The organism is Streptomyces sp. NPDC057654 (assembly GCF_042800135.1).
Taxonomy (GTDB): domain Bacteria; phylum Actinomycetota; class Actinomycetes; order Streptomycetales; family Streptomycetaceae; genus Streptomyces.
Genome location: NZ_JBHVHQ010001091.1, coordinates 1 through 2,494 on the forward strand (window position 1 = coordinate 1; position 2,494 = coordinate 2,494).

The 2,494-nt window shown below is 71.8% G+C and carries 3 protein-coding genes; all 3 read right to left on the bottom strand.

What is annotated here, in order from left to right; translation table 11 throughout:
• Positions 1-153: 153 nt before the first annotated feature.
• Entirely contained in the window at positions 154-1,260 is a 1,107-nt protein-coding gene (locus ACFU99_RS40785; RefSeq protein WP_384402982.1) for a zinc-binding dehydrogenase, read from the bottom strand.
• Complete coding sequence (locus ACFU99_RS40790; protein WP_384402985.1) at positions 1,257-2,069, bottom strand: phytanoyl-CoA dioxygenase family protein; 813 nt, start codon at positions 2,067-2,069, stop codon at positions 1,257-1,259. The genes ACFU99_RS40785 and ACFU99_RS40790 overlap by 4 nt, the downstream gene beginning before the upstream one ends.
• Positions 2,070-2,131: 62 nt before the next feature.
• Positions 2,132-2,494: aspartate 1-decarboxylase (gene panD / locus ACFU99_RS40795; protein WP_384402988.1), on the bottom strand; the 363-nt coding region annotated here is incomplete at its 5' end.

The following is a 2,494-nucleotide window of genomic DNA, read 5'->3' on the forward strand; positions in this document are numbered from 1 at the left end:
GCTCCACGCGGCGCGTCTCGGTACGCTCCGGCGGCGCGCGCGGCGCGTGCCGCGCGGCTCCGCCGGGCATTCAACTGACCGATCCGATCGGTTGAACACTCACTCTTCGTACGGGCCGCCCCCGGGCGGTGCCCACCGTACGCGCGGCGCGGTTCAGCTCGCCAGCACGGCCTTCATCACCGATCCGTCCGCGACCGCCGACAGCGCCGCGGCGTGCTCCTCCAGCGGATAGGAGGTGACCAGGGACCGCAGGTCGAAGCGTGCGGTGAGGGCCGGCAGCAGCTTCACGTACTCGACGAGGTGCGCGCCGGTGAACGCCCAGGAGCCGATGACGTCGAGCTGCCGGTGCACGATCTGATGCGGGTTGATCAGGGTGTCCCCCGCGTCCGTGTACTGGCCGATGACGAGGTACGAGCCGCCCCTGCGCGCCAGGCGCAGCCCCTGGCCGACGGCGGCGGGCACGCCCGCGCACTCGATGACGAGGTCCGCGCCGTCCCCTCCGGCCGCCTCGCGCACCTGGGACAGCACCTGTTCGGGGTCGGCCGCGCCCGCGATGTCGAGATGGACGTCGCCGATGCCCGCGTCGGCCGCCGCCCGGAGCCGGCCGGCCGGGCCGCCGACGATGACGACCTTCGCCGCGCCGGACAGCTGGGCGAGCGCCGCGGCGGCCAGGCCCACGGGGCCGCTGCCCTGGACGACGACGACCTCGCCGACCCGCACGGGGCGCCGCTCGTACAGGGCGTGCACGACGGTGGGGCCAGCGCAGGCCAGCGACATCGCGGCGAGCGGGTCCACTCCGGCGGCGGGCCTGACGACCGTGGTGCCCTCCTGGAGCACGATGTGGTCGGCCCAGGCCCCGGAGAGGGCCGGACCCTGCTCGACGGAGCGGTTGACCCCGTACGTACGGCGGTTCTCGCAGAGGGTGGGCTCGCGGTGCAGCCGGCAGGGCACGCACTCGCCGCAGGCGATCGAGGACGCCCACATCACGGTGTCTCCGGGGCGCAGTTCGGCGCCCGTGGCGTCCCGCGCCGTGCCCGCGCCCAGCTCCCGTACGACGCCGATGCCCTCATGGCCGAGGACGAGCGGGGTGGGGATGGCCAGGTGGCCCTGCTGGAGGTGGAGGTCGGTGCCGCAGATCCCGCCGTACGTGCACGCGACGACCATGCCGCCGTCGGGGGCTTCCGGGATGTCGAACGTGCGCAGGGCCAGGGGCCGGCCGAAGCTCTCCAGGACGACCGCGCGGCCGGTGCGGGCGCTCATGCCGCCACCGTCGCGAGGCCGTCGAGGAAGGGCGTCTCGCGGGTGCGCAGCGGCTCGGTGTCCCGGCACACCACGTAGTCGGGGCGCGGCTCGCCGGTCCAACTCGGCTGGTTCGCCACGTCGTTGTAGGTGGTGATGAGGAGCCGGCGGGGGAAGGGGGACATGTTGGGGGCGGAGCCGTGCACGATCTCCGGCGAGAAGAAGACGAGCGTTCCCGCGGGCCCCTTGGGGCTGACCATGCCGCGCTCGGCGACGAGTGCGGCCAGCTGCTCCTTGGTGAGGGCGATGTCGTCGGGGTCGAGGTGCTGGTCGGACCGGACGGCGGTGTCGCGGCTGTCGCGGACGAGGCCGGAGCGGTGTGAGCCGGGCAGGTAGATGACCGGGCCGTTGAACTCGTCGACGTCGTCGAGGAATATCCCGATGTTGACCTGGCGGGGCGCGGGCAGATTGTCGGCGACGCGCCAGGCGACGTAGTCCTGGTGCCAGGACCATTTCTCGCCGCCGAACGCGGGCTTGGCGTTTATCTTGAACTGGTAGATGTAGACCTGCTCCGTGAGCAGCTGCTTGACCGGCGCGAGGAGGCGGGGGTCGCGGACGAGCGAGGCGAACTCCGGCTGGCGGTGGTGGGAGGCGTAGACGGCGCGTACGTCGTCGCCGTTGTCCTCGGCGATCCGCTGGGGTCCCGGTATCTCGCAGTCGCGGGTGAAGGCGGCGCGCAGGCGCTCGATCTCGCCGCGGTCCAGCGCGGATTCGACGGTGAGGAATCCGTCCTCGTGGTAGCGGTCGACTTGTTCCTGGTTCAGGCGCATTCTTTCTTCTCCAGATGTCCGGTCCAGATGTCCAAGGGGAAGCCGCCGGCGGGCCGGGCGGGTTATACGGCCGGTGCGTCGCCGCGCAGCAGGCCGGAGCCGGCGGGTACGTCCGCGGGGTCGCTGCCGAGGTGTGTGGCCTTGTTCTCGGCGTCCACGAAGACCACGCGGGGCTCCATTTTCCGGGCCTCTTCGTCCGTCACCCCCGCGTAGGCGATGATGATGACGAGGTCGCCGGGGCTGATAAGCCGGGCGGCGGCTCCGTTGATGCCGATGATCCCGGAATTCCGCGGCCCTTCGATGACATAGGTGGAGAGCCGGGCGCCATTGTCGATGTCGACGATGTCCACTTTTTCGCCGGGCAGCAGATCGGCGGCTTCCATCAGGTCGGCGCTTATGGTGAGCGAGCCGACGTAGTGCAGGTC